Source organism: Sphaerisporangium sp. NPDC004334, from assembly GCF_053602655.1.
Genome location: NZ_JBSGDZ010000014.1, coordinates 53,725 through 75,771, shown reverse-complemented (window position 1 = coordinate 75,771; position 22,047 = coordinate 53,725). Strand labels below are relative to the sequence as shown.

The window sequence follows — 22,047 nt, the reverse complement described above, 5'->3', positions numbered from 1 at the left end:
CCGGTGGGTGGGGCGTCAGGAGTGGGGGGTTGGGGGGTGGTAGTACTTCAGCACGGCGTCGTGGGTGGGTTTGAGGCGGTCCCACTCGGTGCGGGTGGTCACCCAGTCGATGACGCTGATCCGGCCGCCAGAGATGATCATCCGCTGCAGCTCGTGGTAGGGGACGCCCTTGACGGCCCATGAGTGGTATCCGGGGCCGGTCCAGGTGCTCTCCCATTCCGCGACGACCACGCCCTTGGCGGGAGCGGAGCCCCTGTGCCCGGCCGAGGTGACTCCCGGTGTGCCGCCGTCGGCCGGTGTCGGCGGCGTCGCCGATGCTCCCGGCGTCGTGGGTGTCCTCGGTGTCGTGGGTGCTCCCGGTGTCGGCGATGTGGTGGAGGTGGAGGATCGCGCGAAGCTCGCCGGTGTCGCCGGGGTGGCGGGAAGCTTCTCCAGGCGGATCCTGCGGTACTTGCGCACCGACCCGGACAGGGACGTCTCGACCTCGGTGAGCAGGTCCAGCGGGTCCCGCCCACGGGCGTCGACGACCTCCACGCCCAGGTAGGCGGTGCCGGTCGGCGCCGCCCAGGTGTGCCGGCCGTCCTGTACGGACAGTCGCCAGCCGCGCGGCACGCCGGCCCTCCAGCCCGCGTCCGCGTCGTACCACTTCATCCGCAACCGGTCCGGAGCGGGCGACGCCGTCGCGGGGGCGGCCGCGCGGCTGGACAGCGTGCTCGACGTGGGAGCCTCCGTGGACGGCACGCCGTCCCGTCCGGCGGGCGTGGTGTCCGGCGGGCGCAGCATCGCCCACCCGCCGACGGCGCTCGCGATCACCACGGCCGCCGCCACGCCGGCCAGCAGCTTGGTGTGACCGGCCAGTCTCGGAGCGGTCGCGGCGGGCGTCGTCGCCGGTGAGCGGAGCGGCTCCAGCAGGGCCTTGGCCGCCGACGCGCTCATCCGCCTGGCCGGGTCCTTGGCCAGCAGGCCGGCGAGCACCGGGCGCAGTTCGACGGGCACCCGGGCCAGTTCGGCGTCCTGGGTGAGCAGCGAGGCGAGCGGCCCCATGGAGTTCTCGAACGGCGGGCGGCCGACGACGGTCGCGAACAGCGTCGCGCCCAGCGACCACAGGTCGCCCTCGGGAGCGGCGGGGGCGCCGTCGAGGCGCTCGGGCGCGACGAAACCGGGCGAGCCGATGGTGCCGCTGCGCTGCGCGTACGGGTCGCCGAGCGAGGTGGCGATGCCGAAGTCGCTGAGCACCACCCGGCCGTCGTAACCGATCAGGATGTTCGCCGGTTTCACGTCACGGTGGACGACGCCGGCGGCGTGCGCGAGCGACAGGGCCGTGAGCACCTCGCTCGCGATCGTCGCGGCCCGGGGCACCGAGAGCGGCCCTTCACTGCCGAGGACGCGGTCCAGGGAGCGGGACGGGACGAGCTCCATGATGATCCAGGGATGCCCCTCCTCCTCGGCCACGTCGTAGACGCCCACGATGGTGCGGTGGTTGAGCCGCGCCGCCGTGCGGGCCTCGCGCGAGGTCCGGTGGAGCATCTGGAGCCGCTGGCGGGAGTCGAGCCTGGGCGGTACCAGGACCTCCTTGACGGCGACCGGCCGGTCGAGGAGCGTGTCGTGCCCCTCCCACACCATTCCCATGCCGCCCTGCCCGAGGGCTCGCACCAGCCGGTACCGCTTCACCACCAGTTGCCCAGGTGTTCCCATCCAAAATGCCCCTTCGCGGGCGATAGAGCGAGAAGTCAGCAGATGGGAAGTCTTCCACAGTTGCCGCCACCACCGCGCTCCAACAACGCCGTCCCGCATGAAGGTCCCCACCGTCCAACATGAAGGTCGCCGCCGTGCCGCCCCGCTCGGTCCACTACGCCGACCAGTGGTTCCGGGGGCAGGATCACGGCCGGGATTTCGCGCCGTTCGGACCACGACCGGCTCGGCATCACCACCAGTCCGGTGAAGACGAACCGGCCAGAACTCCCGCCAGCGGGAAAGCCGTTGCGCGAGCTCGACCGGATTCCACCCGGCCTCCGGGCAGACGCTGTTCGCAAGCGTCAATGTGGGCGCACGCGCCCGCCGTGTCGCCGGGAACGACGCTTTCAGAGAGGTGGGGCGGTGAGGGGTGGGAGTGAGCCGGTGGCGATGTGGGCGAGGGTGATCTCGGTGAGCGTCTCGTTCTCGAAGGTGCGCAGCGCGGACCACACCTCGGCGAGCGGCCCCGCGACCCCGGGGAACCGCTCGCTGTGGGAGGGCACTCCCTCGACGACGAGGATGACGTCGGCCAGCGTGATCTCGGTGGCCGGCCGGGCGAGCCAGTACCCGCCCTCGGGACCCCGCTGGCTTTCGATGAGCCCCGCGCGCCGCAGCTGGAGCAGGATGTTGTCCAGGAACCTGCGGGGGATGTCCTGGGAGCTCGCGATCCGTTCGGCCGGCACCGGGCCGGGAGGAGCGGCCGCGAGCTCCGCGGCGGCGCGGAGGGCGTACTGCGTCCTGGCGGAGATCCGCATCAGCCGACCGGCTGGTCGAGCCCCCAGCGGCGCCTGAGAGCGTTGTCGGCCGCACCGAAGCACATGTCCACGACGATGCCGATGACCAGGATCACGATCATCGTCGCGAGGAGGCCGGGTGCGTCGGACAGTTCACGTGCGTTGTCGAGCTGCTCGCCGATCGAGGTCTGGTGCGCGATGATGACCAGCAGCTCGCCCGCCATGAGGGACCGCCACGCGAACGCCCAGCCCTGCTTGAGGCCCGACAGGAACGAGGGCAGCGAGGCGGGCAGGATGACGTGCCGGTACAGCGCCAGCCGCCGCAGGCCGAGGATGTGGCCGGCGCGCAGCAGAATGGGCGGGGTGTAGTCGACGCCGGCGATCAGCCCGTTGGCGATGGACGGCGCGGCGCCGAGCACGACCACGAACAGGATGGCGCTCTCGCTCAGCTTGAACAGCAGGATCGCCAGCGGGAACCACGCGATGGACGGCATGGTCTGCAGGCCGGTGATCAGCGAGCCGAACGCCGCGCGCAGCGGGCGCACCCGGGACACCGCCGCGCCGACCACCAGCCCCACAAGGACGGCGACCGCGAACCCGAAGATGGCGCGGCGCATGGTCACCGCGACGGCCTGGTAGAAGTCGCCGTCGCCGAGGCGGTGCCCGAGCTCGCCGAGGACGGTGATGGGGCCGGGGAGGACGTACTCGGGACGCCAGCCGCTGAGCACCACCACCTCCCAGATGGCGAAGACCAGGAAGATCGCCGCGATCATCGGCCACGCCCGCGACCAGACGCGCGCGGCGACGCCGCGCCGCTCCTGGCCCGAGAGCTCGAGCGCGTCCAGTCCGGCGAGGTGCTGGGAGACGTCGGCGGTCATCGGTCGGCTCCCGCGGGGACGGCGCCGGCCGCGGACACCGCCTGCGCCGGCCTGGCGTGGCGCAGCACCTCCTGGCGGAGCCGGTCGGTGATGGTGGAGGCCAGACCGGCGACCTCGCCGGAGTCGGTGCGTCGCGGGCGCGGCAGGGTGACGGCGTAGTCTTCGATGACGGTTCCCGGCCGGCTGCTCAGCAGGACCACCCGGTCGCCGAGGCGGACGGCCTCGCGCACGTTGTGCGTCACGAACAGGACGGTCAGCCCCCGCTCGCGCCAGATGCGCTCCAGCTCGTCGTGGAGCAGGTCGCGGGTCATCGCGTCCAGCGCGCCGAACGGCTCGTCCATGAGCAGCACGTCGGCCCGCTGGGCGAGGGCCCTGGCGAGGGCGACCCGCTGGCGCATGCCGCCGGACAGCTCGTGCGGCCGCTTGCCGCCGAAGCCGGCCAGGTGGACCGTCTCCAGGAGTTCGGCGGCCCGCGCGCGGCGTTCCTTCTTGGTGGTGTTCCGGGCGGTGCCGGTCACCCGCAGGGCCAGCTCGATGTTGGACGAGACCGTGAGCCACGGGAACAGGGCCGGCTCCTGGAACATCATCGCGATGCGCGCGCCGCCGGTGTCGATCGTCCCGGCCGTCGGGCGGTCGAGCCCGGCGACCAGGTTGAGCAGCGTGCTCTTGCCGCAACCGGACGCGCCGAGCAGGCAGGCGAACTCGCCTTTGCCCACCGACAGCGTGACGCGGTCCAGGGCGAGCAACTCCCTGCCGTACACCTTGGAGACCGCGTCCAGCCGGACCGCGGGCTCGTGCCCGTCGACCCGGCTGGAGCGCAGCTCCCTGCTCGGAGCTGTCACTTCGACTCCTCACCCGGCGCCCCCGCCGGCCGGTGGCCGTCGGCGCCGTTTGGGCTGTTTCGACCTGCGGTGCCCGTCCGTCCGGGGGCGCCGGTGGAGCGGGGCGGCCGGCCCGCCCGGCCGCGGGGGCCGGACGGGCCGTGATGAGCGTGATGAGCGGGGTGCCCGCCCGTGAGGGCGGGCGCGGTCACTTGTCGTTCACCGCCTGCTGGCCCTTGGCGGCGAGCACCTCGTTGAGGATCTTGAGGTCGTAGATCCCGTTGAGGTCCACCGGGTCCAGCAGCCCGACCTTCTGCGCGTGGTCGGCGCTGGCGACCAGGGAGGAGGCGATCGGGTCGTTGGTGAAGGTGATGTTCTTGAACGCGCTGTCCAGCACCTCGGGCTTCAGCGGCTTACCGGTGAGGTCCTGAAGCTCGGCGTTGATCGCCTCCTTGGCGCCCGCCGGGTCGGAGTTGATGTAGGCGGTCGACTCGACGTGCCCCTCGATCAGCTTCTTGACCAGGTCGGGGTGCTCCTTGAGGAACTGCTGCCGGACGATCAGGTGGGTGATCACGAACTTCTTGTCCGGCCACAGGTCGGACTCGTTGACCAGGATCTTGCCCTTGCTCTCGAGCACCAGGCGGCTGGCGAACGGCTCGGGCACCCACGCGCCGTCGATGTCGCCGGTGGCGAAGGTCTGCAAGGTCTGGGAGTTCTCCTGCGGGACGATCGAGACGTCGCCGCCGCCCTTGGTGTCGGTCTTCAGCCCCTTCTCCTGAAGCCAGTAGCGCAGCGCCACGTCCTGGGTGTTGCCGAGCTGCGGCGTGGCGATCTTCTTGCCCTTGAGGTCGGCGACGTCGTTTATGGTGGGCTTGACGACGAGGTACACGCCGCCGGAGGCGGAGCCGGCGATGATCTTGATCGCCTGGCCCTTGGACTTGGACCAGGCGTTGATCGCCGGGTTCGGCCCGATGTAGGTGGCGTCCACCGCGTCCGAGAAGATCGCCTCGGTCGCGGCGGGGCCGGCGTTGAAGGTCGCCGTCTTCAGTGTGACGTTCGAGCCCAGGGCCTTGGCGAACAGGCCCTTCTTGACCCCGACCAGGGCCGTGGAGTGCGTGATGTTCGGAAAGAAGCCGAGGCGGACCTCGGTCTTGGCAGCGTCGCCGCCGGAGGATCCCCCATCCCCTCCGCAGGCAGCCGCGAGGGCGGTCACCGCGACCGCGGCCACCACGGCCGCCATCCCTCGTAGCCTGCGAACCCTCATTGACCTCTCCCTAATTCCTACTTAATAAGTCGGTTAGGTGTCATAACACGACATGCGGAGCCACATGTCAAGCGAGAACGGGGTTTCGGACGCCTGTCGTTATCGCTTCGTGTCCCTGACCGGTGGCCTCTACCAGCCCATATGACGAAATATGCCGTTATGTCGGCGGAGGAGGGTGAGAGGCCGGGTCAGCCGACGGCGAGGCGGTAGGTGTGGCCGGCGCTCGCCTGGAAGGCGGCGGTGTCGCCCTCGACGGCGCAGGGCACGCGCGTGCGGCAGCCGTTCAGGAACGCCGGGTTGCGCAGCCGCACCTCGCCGTCGTGGCCGGCCAGCACGCGCACCTCCACCAGCTCGCCGTCCCGCCAGGTGGCGCCCACCGTGTGGCCGCCCCGGGCGCGCAGCCCGTCGAAGGAGCCGTCCGGCCACGCCGAGGGCGGCGCGGGCAGCACGTCGATCACCCCGAGGTGGCTCTGCAGGAGCATCTCGGCGACGCCGGCCGTCGTCCCGAGGTTGCCGTCGATCTGGAACGGCGGATGCGTACTCCACAGGTTCGGATGCGTGCTGTGCCGCAGCTGCTCGGCCAGCAGGTGGTGCGCCCGGTCGCCGTCCAGCAGCCGCGCCCAGAGGTTGATCTTCCAGGCCCTGCTCCAGCCCGGGCCCGCGTCGCCCCGGTGCTCCAGCGCCACCCGCGCCGCCTCGCCGAACTCCGTGCACGGGTGGATGCGGCGACCCGGGTGCAGGGCGAACAGGTGGGACAGGTGCCGGTGGGTGTCGTCGGGGTCGTCCCAGTCGTCCCGCCATTCCTGCAACTGGCCGTAGGACCCGATGCGCAGGCCCTCGTCCAGCTCGCCCAGCGCCTTGAGCACGCGGTAGCCCGGCTCGATGCCGAGCTGGTCGGCGGCCTCGGCGGTGTTGGCCAGCAGGTCCCACACGATCTGCTGGGAGACGGCGGCACCGGCCGAGAAGGGCCCGTGCTCGGGCGAGTGGCCGGGCGAGACCACCAGGCCGCTGTCCTCGACCAGGTTGTCCAGCCAGAATTCGGCGGTCTCGCTGAGCAGGGGGTAGGCGTGGTCGCGCAGGTAGGCGAGGTCGCCGCCGAACAGGTAGCGCTCGTAGACGTGCTGGGCGAGCCACGCGGCCGCCTCGGGGAACCAGAACGCGGTCGGCCAGTCGTGCACGCCGGTGAACCCGAAGGGGTTGGTGCTGGAGTGGACCACCCAGCCCGGGGAGCCGAACATGGTCGCCGCGGTGACCCTGCCGGGCACGCGCAGCGCGTCGACGAAGCGCGTCAGCGGGGCGGCGCACTCGCTCAGCGCGGTCACCTCGGCCGGCCAGTAGTTCATCTGCACGTTGACGTTGGTGTGCCAGTCGCCGTTCCAGGGCGGGGCGGGGCTGTCGTTCCACAGGCCCTGGAGGCCGGCCGGCAGCGGCGAGTCCTCCCGGGAGGAGGCGATGAGCAGGTAGCGGCCGTAGGCGAACAGCAGCGCCTCCAGCGCACGGTCGCCGGGGCCGCCCCGGCCGTATGCCGCGAGCGCCCGGTCGGTCGGCGGCGGGCAGCCCGCCGCGCCGCCCCCGATGTCGAGCCGGACGCGGTCGAACAACCCGCGGTGGTCGGCGACGTGCTCGGCGCGCAGCTCGCCGTACGGGCGGGCGCTCGCGCGGTCCACGTGCGCGGTGACCGCCGCGCCGGGAGGCGCCCCGCGGTAGCCGGGGTGGGCGCAGGCGTAGTCGGTGCCCGCAGAGAAGACCAGCGTGACCGCGTCGGCCCCCCGGACGGCGATGGCGCCGGGCCCGTCGGTCCGGGCGCCGCCCTCCGCGATCACCTGGACCTGGCCCTCGTAGCGCAGCCCGTTGTCCTCCAGCGCCCCGCGCAGCGTCAGCCGGCCCCCCGCCGCGGCGTACTCCGGCGGCGCGGTCAGCGGACCGGGGGCCAGGCGCACGGTCAGCGAGACGTGGCCGGGACGGTCGGCGGCCAGGCGGACGACGACCGCCTGGGCGGGGTGACTGGCGAAGTGCTCGCGGGTGAAGCGCACCCCGCCGGCCGTGTAGCGCACGGTGGCGACCGCCGTCGTCAGGTCCAGCTCCCTGCGGTAGTCCGACACGCCGCCGCCGGGGGAGGCGATGTCGAGCAGCAGGTCGCCGAAGGGCTGGTAGGCGCCGAAGCCGGGGATGCGGCCGTGCGGGCCGGCGGGGTTGCCGAGCAGGTGGGCGGCCTCCACCGGGTCGAGGCGGCCGTGTTCGGCCAGGCGCCGCCTGACCTCGGCCAGGACGCCCGGCCGGGGGGCGGGCCAGTCGCCGGACCGGTAGCCGCCGGGCCCGGCGTCCTTGGAGCCCGGGCCGCCGGTCCACAGGGTGCTCTCGTTGAGGGCGAGCCGCTCGGAGCCGAGCCGGCCGAACACCATCGCGCCCAGCCTGCCGTTGCCGATGGGCAGCGCCTGCCGTTCCCACGCGTCGTGCTCATCCGGCCCGTCGGCGGGCCGGTCGTACCACAGGCTCTGCATGTCTCCCCGATCAGCGTGGTGATCGAGTGAATCCTAACGAGATTTATAAGATTCAGTTACAAGAAGCGTTAGGTGACGTTTGTTCCGTTTGTGGCGATATGACGGACGGGGTCGCTGAGGCGCGCGACGCGCTCGCCGCCGGGTCGCCGGGGGCGCCGCGCCGCGCGCGGGTGGACGCGGGCAGCGGCACCCCGGTCGTCTCGGAGACCTTCTGCCTGATCAGTGCCCAGTCGGGGGCGGCCGTGTCGATCAGCGGCGGAACGAATTGCACGCTTTCCAGAGGAGCGTCCTTTATCTTGCGGGAAAGGGTGATAAACGCGGGTAGCGATTCTTGAGGTATATCTGTGGATATGTAGCGCTTTGCCGCATCGGCGAGCCGGCCGAAGCTTCTGATCACCGTGAACGGGTCCGCCTGCCGGGCGACCGCGTCCAGCAGGCACCGCTGACGCCCCATGCGGACGTAGTCGTCGCCGTCCGACCGGGACCTGCCGAACCACAGGGCCTCCGCGCCGCTCAGTCTGCGGGTGCCGGCCCGGAGCACGCCGCCCGCGAGGCCGTACGGGATGTCGTTCTTGACGGTCACCCTGACGCCGCCGGTCGCGTCGATGATCCGCGCGAAACCCTTCATGTCGACCATCGCGTAGTAGTCGATCGGAAGGCCGAGAATGCCGCCGATCGTGCGCTTGAGCAGCTCGGGCCCGCGCCGTCCCGCCGGGACGCCCGGCACCGCCTCCGGGTGGTCCTCGGCCCACTGGTACACCTCGTTGAGCAGGCCGGGGTGGTTGAGCGTGCCGTCGCCGGCGAAGCCGCCGGGAAACATCCGCCGCGCCGGCCCGGTGGGCATGGGCACGTGCTGCAGGTTGCGCGGCAGGCTGAACAGCACCGTCCTGCCCGTCCTTGTGTCGATGGCCGCCACCGACATGCTGTCGGTGCGCGCTCCCGGACGCCTGGCCGCCGCGTCCGCCCCGAGCAGCAGGACGTTCACCCGGTACCTGCCCTGCCACGGATCGGCGGAGGCGGCGCCGCGCGGGGCGAACACCGTGGTCACCACGTCGCGGCCCACGTACGCCAGCCGCGCGGCGTAGAGGGTGGGCAGCAGGGCGGCGGCGCACATCACGCCCACCGCGGCCCGCCCGAGCGAGCGTCCCGGGCCGCCGAGCCCTGGGGGCCGGACGAGCCGGTAGGACGAGACGATCACCGTCGCCCAGGCGAGGCCGAGCAGCACCGCCGCGACGGCGAGGCCCGCCAGCCGGCCCGGCCGCGCCACGAGCGCGAGCACCTCGGGGCGCAGCGCCGTGGCCGCCGCCGTCAGGCCCGCCACCAGCAGGACCTGTGCCGCAAGCAGCGCCGCGCCGGCCGCGCGCCGGCCGGCGAGCAGGTGGGCCAGGCCCCACACCAGGGCCGCCGCGAGGGTGAGCCCGAGCGCCCCGCTCAGCCGCAGGGATCCCCGATCGCCTCTCATCGGCATCGCGCCTTCCGCAACTCCCACTCCGTCGGTAATCGATAACAGATTAGTAACGGAGAGTGGCGGCACGTCCGTGTAAGCCCGCGACACACCGGAACGATCTTCCGGTGACCGCAGGACGAAACGGCGACCATCGGGCGGAAACCGCTTTTCGCTGGTCGCGCGCAGGCCGCCTCGACCGGAACGGCCGTCCGGCGGTGGTGCGACGGAGGCGCTTCGCACGACCGGACCGTGCGCCGGTCGTGCGAAGCGGTCGCGGGTCACCGCCGGACCGGCGTCCGGCCGGGCGGCGGGCGGTCACCAGGTGACGGGGACCTCCAGCAGGCCGCCGGTCAGGTGGCCGGTGCGGGGGCGCAGCTCCTCCACCGGCACCGCCAGCTCCATCGTCGGGAACCTCTGGAAAAGGGCTCGGAACACCTCGGTCAGCTCGACCCGGGCCAGGTTGGCGCCGATGCAGTAGTGCTGGCCGTAGCCGAAGGCGACATGCGGCTCGGAGGTCTCGCGCCGGATGTCGAAGACGTCGGGGTCGTCGAAGACGCCCTCGTCGCGGTTGGCCGCCGAGGGGATGAGCACCACCGCCTCCCCCGCGCGGATGGTCACCTCGCCGTATTGGATGTCGGTTTTGGCGTACCGCGGCAGGCCGTGGTCGGACGGGGAGGTCATGCGCAGGATCTCCTCGACCGCGGCGGGCGCGAGCGAGGGGTCGGCCGCGAGGGCGTCGCGCTGGGCGAGGTCGCTGAGCAGGAACACCACCCCGTAGTCGATGCGGTTGAGCGTCGTCTCGTGCCCGGCGAACAGCAGGCCGGCCCCCAGCCTGGCGATCTCGGTGTCGTCGGCGTCCATCCCGGCCAGGTCCGACAGCACGTCCTCGGACGGATGCCTGCGCTTGTGCTCCACCAGTTCCAGGATGTAGGCCGAGAACTTCTCCATCGCCGCCGAGGACGCCGCGGGGTCGGTGGTGATGGCCATGCCGTCCGACAGCGCCCGGAACAGGTGGCGGTCCTCGAACGGCACGCCGAGCAGCTCGCAGATGACCAGCACCGGCAGCGGGAAGGACAGGTGCTCGTGCAGGTCCAGCGGAGGCGCGTTCCGCGCCATCTCGTCGAGCAGGCCGCCGACGAGCTCCTGGACGTGGCCGGACAGCGCCTTCATCCGGCGCGCCGAGAACGCGGGCGCCAGGAGCTTGCGCATCCTCTGGTGCTCCTGCTTCTCGGTGTCGTACTCGCCCATCGGGCCGCCGAGCATCACCGATCCCGACACCCTGGCCGCCGAGGCGGGGTCGGGGTGCGAGCGGCCGAGGCGGTCGTCGGCGAACATCCGGCGGACGTCCTCGTAGCCGGTGACCAGCCACACCTCGTCGCCGACCGGCGTGCGGACCCTGGTGATCGGCGCGTGCTCCCGTAATTCGCGGTACGTCGGCGGCACGTCGAGCGTGTGGCGGCGCGGGAACGGCATCTGCGGGAGATCTGACACGGTGGCGCCCCTCTGGTCGGTTCGCTTCCCCATCGCGAACGGTCATCTCGACCGTCGCATTTGCGCATCGATCCCGCAATGCCCATTGTCAATACTTGTCATGACAGATTGTGATCCACTGGGCCACGGCCAGCGGGTTCACCAGTGCGCCGCTCCGCGGAAGGACGTCGGAGAAGGACGGTATCCGAGGCGCTCGCGGGCCGCGGTGATGTCCAGCGTGCGCTCCACGGCGAGATGGCCGGCGGCGTACCGGGTGAGGCGCGGCGGGTCCGGGCGTCCCAGCACGCGGAAGGCGGTCTCGGCGGCGGCCGCCAGTGGCCGGGCGACGGCGGCGGGCAGGTACGCCGGCCGCGCCGGGACGTCCCGCTCTCGCAGGAACCACCGCAGGGCGTCGTCCAGCACGACCGGCTCGGCGTCGGTCACGTTGAACACCCCCGCCGCCACCGGACCGGCGGCGGCGAGCACGCACGCCTGGGCGAGGTTCTCCACCGAGGTCAGGCTGATGCGCTGATGTCCGTCCCCGACGGCCCACAGACGGCCGCCCCGGACCGCGCCGAGCAGCCGCGGCAGCAGCGTGCGGTCGCCGGGGCCGTAGACGGCGTGCGGCCGCAGCACCACCGCCGAGTCCCGCACCAGCCGCTCGGCCAGCGCCTTGGAGGCGCCGTAGGCGTTGACGTGCCGCGCGGCCCGGCACTCATCCTCGCGCGCCATCACGGTCGGCCGGAACGGGTCGTACACGCTGGCGGTGCTGACGTGGACGAACCGGGCGCCGGGGAAGGCCCGCAGGACCCGCAGCGTGCCCCGGGCGTTCACTTCGAAGAACTCCCGGGCCGGGCCCCAGTCGGTCACGCTGCCCGCGCAGTGCACCACCGCGTCCACCTCGGGCAGCTCATCGGGCGGCGCCCCGGTGATGTCCCACGAACGGTACGGCGCCATGGTGCCCGTGGACGGCGGTGACACGGCCGCTCCCCGGTGGCCGCCCGGCACCGCGCCCGTCAACCTCATGGCCACTTGGGAGCGGCGGCCGAAGGCGTGGACCTCCCATCCCGCCGCCGTCGCGGCCCTGCACACCGCCCCGCCCACGAATCCCGACGCCCCGGTGACCGCCATCCTCATCGGCCGCCGCCGCCGGTGTGTCTCGCGACCGCCGCGCGCAGGCGGGCGCGGTCGAGCTTGTCCGTCCGGCCCGCGCGGGGGAAGTCGGGCAGTACCTCCACCCGGTCGGGCAGCGCCCCGGCGTCCACCCGGTCCGGAAGGGCACGGCGCAGCGCCGCCGCGTCGAAGCCCTCGTCGGGGCGGACGGCGAGCACGACCTCCTCGTCACCGGTCTCCGGGTCGGCGACGCCCACGATGGCCGCCTCCGCCACGCCGGGCAGCGCGGCCAGCGCCGGCTCGTACAGGCCCGGGTAGATGTTCACCCCGTTCCGCAGGATCATGTCCTTCTTGCGGCCGAGCAGGATGAGCCGGCCCTGTTCGTCGAGGCGGGCCAGGTCTCCGGTGGCCACCTCCCGCAGCGGCGGTTCACCGAGGTACCCGCGGGCGAGCTGCGGTCCTGAGATGTACAGTTCCCCGTCGGCGGCGATCCGCGCGGCGACGCCGGGGAGCGGCGCGCCCAGCAGGTCGCCCTCCCGGCAGGCCAGTTTCTCCTCGGCGGAGACGATCGCGATGGGCAGGGCCTCGGTCATCGCGTACACCGACCAGATCTGGGCGCGCGGGGCCGCGGCGCGGGCGCGGCGCAGTACGGCGGGCGGGGAGGGGGCCGTGCCGAGCAGCAGACAGCGCAGGGTGCCGGGAAGCCGGTCGTCCTCCCGCAGGATGCGGTCCAGCCGCACCGGGACGCAGAAGGCGTGGGTGGCGCCCCGCTCGGCCAGCTCGCGGGCGAACGGCCGTGCGCCGGGCAGCGACCAGGTGGCGCCGGCCATGAGGGCGGGCAGGCCCAGCATGAGCTGGTCGGTGTGCACGACGTCGCCGGGGGCCAGCGGGACCGCCGAGCCGAACGACGCGGACCCTTCGGCGAGCGACCCCCGGGTATGCACGACGCCGCGCGGCCGTCCCGTCGTACCCGAGGTGAACGCGACCACGGCCGGCTGGTCCGGCCGCGCGGCCGGACCGTTGCGGTCGGGAGAGCCCGGGTCCTCGAACGGGCCGGCTCCCTCCAGCGGCGCAGGGTGAGGTGAAGGGGCGCGGTACAGGGCGCGCAGTCGTATGGCGTCGCGGGGGACGCCGGGGAGCCACGGGCCGGCGTACAGATGGCGCACCGGACGGCCAGGGGCGGGGTCGCGCAGGTGCGGCAGCGACAGCCCGCGATGACGGGCCAGAGCACGCAGGGGCCCGCTCAGCGTGTATGCCACCGAGTCGGCGACCACCCATGCCGGCACGGCGGCGGCCAGCCGCGCGGCGGCCACGTCGGGGGCGAGACCGGGGTCGGCGAGGACCAGCATCCCTCCGGCCGCCACCGCGCCGAGGGCGAGCGCCACGGCATCGGGGCCCGGACGCGCCGCGAAGAGCACCCCGTCGCCCGGCCGGAGCCCGGTCATGGCCCCCGCGACGGCGAGGACCCGGCGCCGGAGTTCGCCGTACGTCAGCGTCGCGCCACGCCCGTCGATGACCGCGACACCGCCGGGGGCGCGCCGGGCGGTCTCGAGGACGCCGGTGACGACGTCGTTCACGCGGGCACCACCAGCCTCGTCGGGAGGTCGCCGGCGGGGCCGGTATCACCGGGATGGTGTCCGTGCGAAGTCGCCGCCGTCCAGAGGTCGTTCACGCGGGCGCCGCCGTTATCCACAGGTGCCGGTAGGTGGGGATGAGCACGCCGCGCGCCGCGCCGCGGCCGCTCACCCGCACATCGTGCGCCAGGACGACGGCGGCGATCGCGCGGATCTCGGCCAGCGCCAGCGGGTAGCCGATGCAGAAGTGCGGGCCGGCCCCGAACCACAGGCGGCGCAGCTCCGGCGGGTGCGTCCGCGCCGGGTCGAACGGGCCGTAGGCGCGCGCGCAGTTGTGGGTCACGATGAGCACGCGGTCGCCCGGCCGCACCGGCACCCGCCCGACGCGGGCGGGGGCGGCGACCGAGCGCAGCATCACCGGCGTCGGAGTGGTGACCCGCATCGCCTCCTCGATCGCCCGGTCCAGCTGCTGCGGCCCGGCCGGCCGGGACCGCGCGTCGTGCAGCAGCGCGACGAGCCGGGGGACGAACGTCGCCACCGTCTCGGTGCCGGTGAGGAAGAACGCGCCCGCCGCGCCGCGCGCCTCGGCCGCGGACAGGCCGAGGGACCGCATGCGGCCCATGACCGTCGTCTCCTCGCCCCGCTCGTAGGCCGCCGCGGCGATGTCGCCGACGCGGTCCAGCACCCGGCGGGCGAGCGCGACCTGCCGCGCGGACAGCCGGCGCGAGCGCAGCGACACCATGGACACGATGCGCTCGCCGTCGGCGTACATGGCCCGCGCGTCGCCGGGGGAGACCTCGCCCATGCCGATCAGCCGGCAGATCACCGCGCCGGCCATCAGCCGCGTCTCCGCCACCAGGTCCACCGCCTCGCCGCGCGCCAGCCGCTCCGACAGCCCGGCGAGCGGCGCCCGGAGCACCTGGTCCACCAGCGAGGCGACCTGGGCGGGGGTGAACAGCGGCGCCAGCTTGCGGCGCAGCGCGGCGTGCGCCTCGCCTTCCATGTTGAGCAGCACGGACGGGCCGAGCACCGGAGTCCACAGGTCGCCGGGGGAGCCGGGGCCGTCCTTGCGGAAGCGTTCGTCCATCAGCACGGCGCGGGCGGTCGCGGCGTCGTTGACCACGACGCCGAGGCCGGGGACCCGCACCACCGGGCCGAGCCGGGCGAGCAGCCGCACCAGCGGGTAGGCGAACGGATGGGCGGCCAGGTGGAGGCGGGTCTCGTGGCCCGGGGCCCACCGGCGCGGGCGGGCGCTCGCCGTGTCGCTCACCTGGCGCTCATCGCACGTCGACGACGTCGGGGCGGTAGTGGTGGTCGGCGTACCAGGCCAGCGTGCCCGCCAGGCCGTAGGCGCGCAGGCGGCGCACCGAGCCGTACACGACCACGTCCCGCCGCGAGGCGTACGCGCCGGTCACCTTGCGCACCCGGTTGACCAGCGCGCGGTCCTCGTGCACCTCCTCGATGGCCGTGCGGGGGAAGCCGCCCGACCGCTCGTAGAGCGAGGCGGTGATGGCCAGCGTGGCGCCGGGCATCATGACGTAGGGCCCGAGGTAGGCGGCGTCGCGGTTGCCGGGACGCAGGCGGCCGAACGCGGCGGCGACGCCGACCACGAACGGGATGAGGCGCCGTTCCCACAGCTTGAGCGGGAACTCGTCGGTGCGGGGGCGCAGCTTGCCGCCGACCATCTCCAGCCCCTCGCCGAAGGCCCGCCTGATCGCCCGCACCCAGTCGCGGCGCGGCACGCAGTCGGCGTCGGTCCTGGCCAGGTGGGTGGCTCCCTGGGCGATGGCGTGCCGCACGCCGGTGTCGGAGGCGGCGCCGGTGCCCTTGCGGGACTCCTGGACGACCCGGATGGCCATCGAGGACGTGGCGGCATAGGACTTCACCACCTCAGCGGTGCCGTCGGTGCTCATGTTGTCGACCACGAGCACGGTGAAGGCGGGGTCGTCCTGCGCCTCGAGCGCGCGCAGGGTGGCCTCGATGCCCGTGGCCTCGTTGTACGCGGGGATGACCACCCACAGGTCCATGACGCCGGCCGTCACAGGTCCGCGAACAGGACGCCGAGGCTGACGCCGCCGCCGAGGCCGAGCAGCGCGACGCGATCGCCGGGCCGGGCGCCGGCCGCGCAGAGCTGGAGCGGCAGGGTGGCCGAGGCGCAGTTCCCGTGCTCGGGCAGCGTCACCGCCAGGCGGTCCTCGGGGATGCCCAGCGCCTGGGTGAGCACCGCCAGGTAGGGCAGGGCGACCTGGTGCACGGCCACCAGGGAGAAGTCCTCCCAGGTGAGCCCGGTGCGCTTGAGCGCGTCCAGGTAGATGTCCGGGCCGACCAGCTCGAACGCCTCCTTCAGCCGCCGTCCGTCGCCGCGGAAGTAGGAGTACTCGGGGTCGCGCGGGTGGGCCGAGCCGCCGCCGGGCAGCGTGCCGATCGCCCATGCCCTGGAGTCGGCGGAGAAGTCGCGGTAGAAGATGCCGCGGTCGGCGTCGGCGGTGACCAGCACCGCCGCTCCGGCGTCCGACAGCGTGTATCCCGCGAAGGCGTCCACGAACTGCGCCCGCCCCTCGACCCGCCAGCGGACCGCGCGGGAGGGCATCTCGCCCGTGCAGACCAGCACCTTGCGATGCGCCCCCGTGCGGATCAGCGCCTCGGCGACCTGAAGCCCGTTCAGCAGGCTGTTGCAGGCGTTCTTGACGTCGAACACCGGGCACGACAGCCCGAGCTTCGCCGCCACGATGTGCGCGGTCGCCGGCTCGACCATGTCCTGCGAGGCCGAGGCGAAGATCAGCAGGTCGGCGTCCCGGTGGTCCAGCAGGCGCGCGGCGGCCACGGCCAGGTCGGAGGCCTGCTGGTCGTCGGGCGCCACGTGCCGGCGTACGACCCCGGTCATCCGCTCGATCACGCCGCGGTGCGGAACGTACCCCTGGATCCGGGCCTCCACCTCGTCACTGGTCATGGTGTGCTCGGGCAGATGCGTCGCGACGCCCGATATCCGGGCCTTCATCGCGCCCCTTAGTGTCATTGAATGACCCCCGTTGTCGGCAATCTACCGAACTTGGACGCATCGGCGGCGCGGCCGGTGCGCGCGGCTCAGGTCGCGGGGATGAGCCCGGCGCTCACGGCGGCGATGACCAGGACGCCGACGGCGACGCGGTAGACGATGAACGGCGTGAAGCGGTGGGTGCTGATGTACCGCATGAGCCAGGCGATCACGGCGTAGCCGACGACGAAGGACACCACGGTGGCCACGATCGTCGGCCCCCATTCCGGCGCCCGGCCCTCCCCGATCTTGAACAGCTCCAGGACGCCCGACATGAGCACGGCCGGGATCGCGAGCAGGAAGGAGTACTCGGCGGCCTCCTCGCGGCGGTAGCCGAGCAGCAGGCCCGCGCCCGTCGTGCCGCCGGACCGCGAGACGCCCGGGATGAGGGCCAGAGCCTGGGCCAGGCCGTAGGTCAGGGCGTGCGGCAGGTTGAGGTCCTTGTCCAGGATCAGCTCGTTGCGCGCCATGCGGTCGGCGACCGCCAGCAGCAGGCCGAAGACGATCAGGCACCCGCCCACCAGGCGCAGGTCGCGCAGCGTGGTCTCGATCGTGTCCTGGAACGCCAGGCCGAGCACGCCGATCGGGACGCTGCCCGCGATCACGTACCAGCCCATGCGCGCCGGCGGTTCCTGCCGCAGCGCGGGCGTCCACAGGGACCGCGTCCAGGTGGAGATGATCTCCCAGATGCGCGCGCGGAAGTAGATGAGCACGGCCGTCTCGGTGCCGAGCTGGATCACCGCGGTGAAGGCGGCGCCCGGGTCGTGCCAGCCGAAGAACGCCGACACCACCCTGATGTGCGCGCTGGAGGAGATGGGCAGGAACTCCGTCAGCCCTTGCACCAGACCCAGCACGAGCGCCTCGAACCAGCCGATCAATGCACAACACCTTCCGGGGGAGGGCGGCCGGAGAGGAGGACCGGCGGCCACGCGTGACGGGGGTCTCGCGCGGCGCCGCCCGCCTCTCGCGGCCATCCGGCGATCGCCGGCGGCCCGCGCTTCAGGCGAGGCTAGCGGACTCGGGGGTCGCGGGGATCGGCCGTCCGGCCGATGCCCGGCCGGCGGGCTGATCAGAGAGGGGAAGGGAACGGGCCAGCTCACGGGCCAGGTCGGTCATGCCGCACGCGCGGACGCCGTCGACCATCATGCGCAGGTCGCCGGCGACCCGGGTGGAGCGCACCTCCGCCGCCAGCGCGACCGCGCGCCTGGCCTGATCGGCGCCGGCGTCGCGGTCGCCCTCGCGGACGCGCAGCACCGCAAGGCGGATGAGGCAGCGCAGCCCGGTGCGCGTGCGGCTCTCCCCGAGCCGGCCGAGCGCCGCCGTCAGGTGGTCGCGCGCCCGCGCGTCCTCGCCGAGCTGGAACAGCGCGAGGCCGAGCGCGCTGTCGTGGTGGCCGGGGGCGACGGTGATGTGGTGCGCCCAGTCGGGCGCGAGCGCCGGCTCGGCGCGGCCCAGGGCCTCCTCGGCGAGCCCGATGTGCCGCAGCCCGGCGGCCCGGTCGCCGGCGGTGGCGCAGTGGCGGGCGGCGACGGCGTGGAGGTTGGCCCGCTCGGCGCTGGAGATGCGCTCGTCGCCGAGCGCGAGGCGGAGGATCTCGACGCCGTCGCGGGGGCTGCCGAGGTCGGTGAGGGTGACCGACAGGTCGAGCATCGTGTGCGCCCGCAGGTCGCGGTCGGCGCCGCGGGCCGCGGAGTCGAGGGCGAAGGTGAGGATGCGCGCCGCCCGCTCGGCCCTGCCCTGGTCGTAGGTGGCCCAGCCCAGGCGGTCGGCCAGCAGCCCGACGGCGGAGGAGAGCCGTTCTCGCGTGGGCTCGGCCATGGGGCGGTCGTGCAGCTTCACCGCCCATTCGAGGGTGCCGCGGGCCATCGCGATCGCCGCGTCGCCTCCGCGGGCGAGATCCATGCGCATGTAGAGGTCGGCGGCGGCCTCGACGGCGTGCACCTCGGGTAAGCCGACCCTGGTCGGCAGGTCGCCGGCCAGGCCATCGAGGAGGCGCGTCACCGGCTCGCCGGCGGCGACCCCCATGGACGCCGCGGCGATGACTGAGAGTAAGCCCCTGCGCTTCATGTCATCGACGGTACCCTTTTCAGGCGCACCGCTATCGGAGTCAAGAAGTGCGGCAAGGGCGGTGGCCGCGGGGCCCAGGGCGGTCTGGTAGTGCAGGACGAGCGAGGGGGTCACCTCGCGGTCCCCGCGCTCCACGCGGCTCAGGTGACCTGCGGAGACGCCCGTTCTGGCCGCGAGCTGCCCCAGGCTGAGGCTGGCGTCGCGGCGGGCCGCGCGCAGATCGGCACCGACGATCATGGCCACTCCAGCTGTTGCGGCAACGCCGTGCGGCATCACCGAAACGGTGACACCGCGTCATCGAACCCTCACACTGACCGTAGCGCGGATGTCACTCGCGCAGACCGATGACGCCGTAAATGGCAGGCCGATATGCGTGCATGGTGTGCCTTGAGCGGATTTGATGGGCAAGCGAGGTGCACTCAAGTGCGACAGCTCAGCACCCTTCCCGCCCGCCGGCCGTCCTTACCCGGACGCCCGCACGAGGGGGCGAGGTGAGCCGCCCGCCGGCGGACGCGCCCGGGTGGATCGTGTTCCGCTCGGACGCCGGCCGCTTCTGGGCGACCCGCCTCCGGTTCGACGACGCGATCGAGGCGGCGGGGGTGTGGCGGACCGTCGACGCCGACGACGCCGCCACCCTCGCCGCGCTCATCGCCGAGCAGGAACGCCGCGTCCGCAGGGACCCCTGAACCGCGGCGCGCCGTTCCCCTGCTCGTCTTCAGAGCGCGGCGCGCCGCTCACGCGGTCGTCCTCCCGGCGGTGGCGCGCCCCTTCCTCTCGCGGGCCGCGGCGCCGCAGCCAGACGTCGACGCGGGCCGCGGCGCGGCCGTCACACGTCGACGCGGGCCTCGGGACGGTCCGGCAGCTCCCAGTGGGTGTGGTACACCCCGTCGCGGTCGGTCCTGCGGTAGGTGTGGGCGCCGAAGAAGTCCCGCTGCGCCTGGATCAGCGCCGCCGGCAGCCGGTCGGCGCGCAGCCCGTCGTAGTAGGCCAGCGAGCTGGCGAAACCGGGAGCGGGGATGCCGTTCTTGGTCGCGGTGACGGCGACGTCGCGCCAGGCGTCCTGGGCGGCGCCGACCTCGGCGGCGAACCGCGCGTCGGTCAGCAGGGTGGGGGTGCCCGGGTCGGCCTCGTAGGCCTCGCGGATGCGGTCGAGGAACTTGGCCCGGATGATGCAGCCGCCCCGCCAGATGGTGGCCATGGCGCCGAGGTCGATGTTCCACCCGTACTCGGCGCTGCCCGCCTGGATCTCGTTGAAGCCCTGCGCGTAGGCCACGACCTTCGAGGAGTACAGGGCCTGCTCGACGGCGTCGGCGAAGGAGTGGTCCAGCCCGCCGCCGGAGGGGCCGGCGAGCTCGCGCGCGGCGCCCCGCATGTCGACGTGGCCGGACAGCGACCGGGCGAAGACCGCCTCGGCGATGCCGGTGACCGGGACGCCGAGGTCGAGGGCCGCCTGTACGGTCCACCGGCCGGTGCCCTTCTGCTCGGCCTGGTCGAGCACCACGTCCACGTAGGGCCTGCCGGTGGCCCGGTCCACGTGGGACAGCACGTCGGCGGTGATCTCGATGAGGTAGGACCCGAGCCGGCCCTCGTTCCAGGTGCGGAAGGTCTCGGCGATCTCGCCGGGCGACATCCCCGACGCCCTGCGCAGCAGGTCGTAGGCCTCGGCGATGAGCTGCATGTCGGCGTACTCGATGCCGTTGTGCACCATCTTCACGAAGTGCCCGGCGCCGTCCGGCCCGACGTAGGTGCAGCACGGGACGCCGTCGACCTTGGCCGCGATGTCCTCCAGGATCGGGCCCAGCGACTCGTAGGCCTCGGGCGACCCGCCCGGCATGATGCTCGGGCCTTCCAGGGCCCCCTGCTCGCCGCCGGAGATGCCGACGCCGACGAAGTGGATCCCCCGGTCGCGCAGCGCGTTCTCCCGGCGCCGGGTGTCGGCGAAGTGGGCGTTTCCGCCGTCGATCAGGATGTCGCCGGGCTCGAGCAGCGGCGCGTACTCCTCGATCACCGCGTCCGTCGAGGCGCTGGCCTGGACCATGATCACCATCTTGCGCGGCCGGGCCAGCGAGGCGACGAACGCCTCGGGCGTCTCCGCGGGGATGAACTCTCCCTCGTGGCCGAACTCGTCCATCAGCGCCTTGGTCTTGGTGCTCGTCCGGTTGTGGACGGCGACCGTGTACCCGTGGCGGGCGAAGTTGCGGGCGAGATTGCGGCCCATGACCCCTAGCCCTGTCACACCGATGACCGCTTGCTGTGCCATGTCCGATCACTCTCCTTCTGATCCGGCAATACGCCGTGCGTGCCCACCCGGTTCGATGGAGTGAGGGAACCCCCACGCTGGGCCATCTAGGTAACCCGGGCATCGGCCGGATCAATTCCGGAGAAGTCGTCCTATCGGGCTGTCCTCCAGGTGGCTGAGGAGATCATGGCAGTCCTTGTAGACGGCTTCGGCTCCGGCCTCCACCAGGGAGGCGGTGTCGATGCCCCCGGAGCGCAGGCCCGCGCAGGTCACCTTGGCCGCGCGGGCGGCCAGCATGTCCCAGACGGAGTCGCCCAGCATGACGGCGTCCTGCGGGCGCAGGCCGGCCTTCTCCAGTGCCTGCCGCACGGGTTCGGGATGGGGTTTGGACTTGTCGACGTCGTCCGCGTGGACCATCTCGGAGACCGCGTCCTGCGCGCCGGTCACGGCGATCAGCCGCTCGGCCTGGTCCTTGGGCGCGCTGGTCGCCACCACGACGATCAGGCCGCGCGCGGCGACCGCCTTGAGCAGCTCCCCCGCCCCCGGCACCGGCCGCACCTCGTCCATGCGCGGCTTGTAGAGCCGGGAGTGCGTCGCCGAGATCGCCTCGGCCTCCTCCGAGGTCGCCCCGGGCAGCAGATAGTCGATGAGCGCCTGGTCGGCCCGCCCGATGGCCCCGTGGACGTCCACCATCAGGATGTCATGGCCCTGCCGCCGGAAGCCCTCCCACCAGGCCACCACGTGCAGGTAGTTCGTGTCGACCAGCGTTCCGTCGATGTCGAAGATGACTCCGCGTCGCATCTTTCACCGTCCCTGTGTGACGCCGGGCACTCGCCCGCCCCCGTGCCGCTCGGGCTCCCCATGGCGGACCCGGCCCGCCGTGCCGGATCTCGCCGCATGGATCGCGGAGAGTGGCACATGCCCGTTCCCGTACCCCGGACGGCGCGGATCCAACTAGCCGGACGGCGCGGTGGAGCGCGGCCCGCGGGGCGTCAGGTGTCCGAGCAGGACTCCCCGGGGCGCCTGGTGTCCGAGCAGGACTCCCCGGGGCGCCTGGTGTCCGAGCAGGACTCCCTGGGGCGCCTGGTGTCCGAGCAGGACTCCCTGGGGCGCCTGGTGTCCGAGCAGGACTCCCTGGGGCGCCTGGTGTCCGAGCAGGACTCCCCGGGGC

18 protein-coding genes are annotated in these 22,047 nt (G+C 73.2%); 1 reads left to right on the top strand and 17 read right to left on the bottom strand.

Annotated features, from left to right (window positions below; genetic code table 11):
• Positions 1 to 15 precede the first annotated feature (15 nt).
• From ACWEN6_RS19545 to ACWEN6_RS19475, 15 genes are all read right to left on the bottom strand, one after another.
• A complete protein-coding gene (locus ACWEN6_RS19545) occupies positions 16 to 1,695 on the bottom strand; it encodes a serine/threonine-protein kinase (RefSeq protein WP_452571552.1) in 1,680 nt (559 codons plus the stop codon).
• A 386-nt stretch (positions 1,696 to 2,081) separates the two neighbouring features.
• Positions 2,082 to 2,489 (bottom strand): RrF2 family transcriptional regulator, encoded by a 408-nt coding sequence (locus ACWEN6_RS19540; RefSeq protein ID WP_380830139.1) that lies wholly within the window; start codon positions 2,487 to 2,489, stop codon positions 2,082 to 2,084.
• Positions 2,489 to 3,346, bottom strand: a complete 858-nt coding sequence (locus ACWEN6_RS19535) for an ABC transporter permease (protein ID WP_354851589.1) — start codon at positions 3,344 to 3,346, stop codon at positions 2,489 to 2,491. Before ACWEN6_RS19535 ends, ACWEN6_RS19540 begins: the two co-directional genes overlap by 1 nt.
• Entirely contained in the window at positions 3,343 to 4,188 is an 846-nt protein-coding gene (locus ACWEN6_RS19530) for an ABC transporter ATP-binding protein (RefSeq protein WP_354851586.1), read from the bottom strand. Before ACWEN6_RS19530 ends, ACWEN6_RS19535 begins: the two co-directional genes overlap by 4 nt.
• Positions 4,189 to 4,375: 187 nt before the next feature.
• Positions 4,376 to 5,431 carry an ABC transporter substrate-binding protein gene (locus ACWEN6_RS19525; protein ID WP_452571550.1) on the bottom strand — a complete coding sequence of 352 codons (1,056 nt, stop codon included), beginning with the start codon at positions 5,429 to 5,431 and terminating at the stop codon, positions 4,376 to 4,378.
• A gap of 188 nt (positions 5,432 to 5,619) precedes the next feature.
• Positions 5,620 to 7,932 carry a glycoside hydrolase family 95 protein gene (locus ACWEN6_RS19520; protein ID WP_452571548.1) on the bottom strand — a complete coding sequence of 771 codons (2,313 nt, stop codon included), beginning with the start codon at positions 7,930 to 7,932 and terminating at the stop codon, positions 5,620 to 5,622.
• A 52-nt stretch (positions 7,933 to 7,984) separates the two neighbouring features.
• Positions 7,985 to 9,394, bottom strand: coding sequence for an LCP family protein (locus ACWEN6_RS19515; protein ID WP_452571546.1), 1,410 nt, complete (start codon positions 9,392 to 9,394; stop codon positions 7,985 to 7,987).
• A 300-nt stretch (positions 9,395 to 9,694) separates the two neighbouring features.
• On the bottom strand, positions 9,695 to 10,870 hold the full coding sequence (locus ACWEN6_RS19510; protein WP_452571544.1) for a cytochrome P450: 1,176 nt from the start codon (positions 10,868 to 10,870) through the stop codon (positions 9,695 to 9,697).
• Between the two features lie 138 nt (positions 10,871 to 11,008).
• Complete coding sequence (locus ACWEN6_RS19505; protein WP_452571820.1) at positions 11,009 to 11,980, bottom strand: NAD-dependent epimerase/dehydratase family protein; 972 nt, start codon at positions 11,978 to 11,980, stop codon at positions 11,009 to 11,011.
• A gap of 2 nt (positions 11,981 to 11,982) precedes the next feature.
• Positions 11,983 to 13,539 (bottom strand): class I adenylate-forming enzyme family protein, encoded by a 1,557-nt coding sequence (locus tag ACWEN6_RS19500; protein WP_452571542.1) that lies wholly within the window; start codon positions 13,537 to 13,539, stop codon positions 11,983 to 11,985.
• A gap of 91 nt (positions 13,540 to 13,630) precedes the next feature.
• Positions 13,631 to 14,806, bottom strand: coding sequence for a cytochrome P450 (locus ACWEN6_RS19495; RefSeq protein WP_452571540.1), 1,176 nt, complete (start codon positions 14,804 to 14,806; stop codon positions 13,631 to 13,633).
• A 7-nt stretch (positions 14,807 to 14,813) separates the two neighbouring features.
• Positions 14,814 to 15,578, bottom strand: coding sequence for a glycosyltransferase (locus tag ACWEN6_RS19490; protein ID WP_452571538.1), 765 nt, complete (start codon positions 15,576 to 15,578; stop codon positions 14,814 to 14,816).
• Positions 15,575 to 16,534 carry a 3-oxoacyl-ACP synthase III family protein gene (locus ACWEN6_RS19485; protein WP_452571536.1) on the bottom strand — a complete coding sequence of 320 codons (960 nt, stop codon included), beginning with the start codon at positions 16,532 to 16,534 and terminating at the stop codon, positions 15,575 to 15,577. Before ACWEN6_RS19485 ends, ACWEN6_RS19490 begins: the two co-directional genes overlap by 4 nt.
• 86 nt (positions 16,535 to 16,620) lie before the next feature.
• Entirely contained in the window at positions 16,621 to 17,448 is an 828-nt protein-coding gene (locus ACWEN6_RS19480; RefSeq protein WP_452571534.1) for an undecaprenyl-diphosphate phosphatase, read from the bottom strand.
• Positions 17,449 to 17,569: 121 nt separating this feature from the next.
• On the bottom strand, positions 17,570 to 18,874 hold the full coding sequence (locus ACWEN6_RS19475) for a helix-turn-helix domain-containing protein (RefSeq protein ID WP_452571532.1): 1,305 nt from the start codon (positions 18,872 to 18,874) through the stop codon (positions 17,570 to 17,572).
• Between the two features lie 254 nt (positions 18,875 to 19,128).
• Between ACWEN6_RS19475 and ACWEN6_RS19470 the strand changes: the two genes are divergently transcribed.
• Complete coding sequence (locus ACWEN6_RS19470) at positions 19,129 to 19,323, top strand: hypothetical protein (RefSeq protein ID WP_354924121.1); 195 nt, start codon at positions 19,129 to 19,131, stop codon at positions 19,321 to 19,323.
• Between the two features lie 140 nt (positions 19,324 to 19,463).
• Here the strand turns inward: ACWEN6_RS19470 and gndA are convergent, their stop codons facing one another.
• Together gndA and ACWEN6_RS19460 are read right to left on the bottom strand one after the other, a co-directional pair.
• Positions 19,464 to 20,897, bottom strand: a complete 1,434-nt coding sequence (gene gndA / locus ACWEN6_RS19465) for an NADP-dependent phosphogluconate dehydrogenase (RefSeq protein ID WP_452571530.1) — start codon at positions 20,895 to 20,897, stop codon at positions 19,464 to 19,466.
• A gap of 111 nt (positions 20,898 to 21,008) precedes the next feature.
• Complete coding sequence (locus ACWEN6_RS19460; protein WP_452571528.1) at positions 21,009 to 21,677, bottom strand: HAD family hydrolase; 669 nt, start codon at positions 21,675 to 21,677, stop codon at positions 21,009 to 21,011.
• Positions 21,678 to 22,047: the final 370 nt, after the last annotated feature.